Annotated in this window: 1 protein-coding gene; it reads left to right on the top strand. The window is 62.4% G+C overall.

The window, feature by feature from the left end:
• Positions 1 to 151: 151 nt before the first annotated feature.
• The coding region (locus J2I48_RS28100; protein ID WP_207338863.1) for a transposase at positions 152 to 1,120 on the top strand (969 nt) is incomplete at its 3' end.

Below are 1,120 nucleotides of genomic sequence, written 5' to 3'. Positions count from 1 at the left end.
CCAGCTCAGGTTGATCCTCCAGATCGTTGTCACGCCCGGTAGCCCACGCCCCCAAGACTCCGTCATCCCGGACAGTACCCTGATCAGCAAGATCGTCTTACAACCATGTCGAGTACCGGAGTCAACTTGGGCTTACTGACCAACGCTGTCCATGAACCAGATCCCTTATTACATCGGCGTCGATGTGAGCAAAGATACGCTCCACATCAATCAACCAGCACTGCCCCCTACCCAGCAGGCTACCGCCGACCACTACCACCAACTGGGCAATGACGTGGCCGCTATCGAGACCTGGGCCAGCACGCTGCCCCCCCACACCCAGGTCATCTTCGAACACACCGGCACCTACTCGGCCCGCTTGGCTTGGGTGCTGGCCCTGGAAGGCATCGCCTTCACGGCCCTACAGGCCTCCCAAAGCGCCGGCTTTGCCAAAACCCGCAAGTCCATCAGTAAGTCGGATCGACGCGATGCGATCTTGCTGACTCACTACGGCCAGCAACTCCAGCCCGCCCCCACGCCCCTGGCCCCAGAAAGCCTGCACCAACTGCGTCAGCGTCAGCGCTATCTGCATCAGTTGCGGGTGGCTTACCAGGCCGCCACCAACCGGCTTCACGCCCTGGCCTATGACCCCCGGTGCGACCAGCGCGTTGTGGCCAGCCAGGCCTTGATCGCCCAAACCCTGCTCACCCAGATCGCCGACTTTGAGGCGGATCAGGATCTGTTGGGGGGGCAAGAATTGGCCGTTATCCAGGCCCGAATGCAGCGGGTGGTGGGCATTGGCCCCGCTTCGGCCCAGGCCCTGAGCGTGGCCACCAACGGGTTGGTGGGCTTCGAGTCGGCTAAGGCGGTGGTCAAGTACGTAGGCATTGCCCCCCGGCAGGCCCAGTCGGGCAGTTCGGTACGGAGTCGGGGGAAATTGGTGGGCACCTCGGTGGGCTACGTGCGGGGGGTGCTCTACATGGCCGCTCGCTCGGCTCGGCGTTATAACCAGGCTTGCCGAGCGTTGTATGAGCGGCTACGGCGTCGGGGCAAGTGTCATCGGGTGGCCCTGGTGGCGGTGATCAACAAGCTGTTGCATCAAGTGTTTGCCGTCGTCAAAGGCGACCTGGTTTTTATCAAC

The organism is Fibrella aquatilis, from assembly GCF_017353255.1.
In the GTDB taxonomy this organism is placed as follows: Bacteria; Bacteroidota; Bacteroidia; order Cytophagales; family Spirosomataceae; genus Fibrella; species Fibrella aquatilis.
This window is presented reverse-complemented; position numbering and strand designations above follow the sequence as displayed.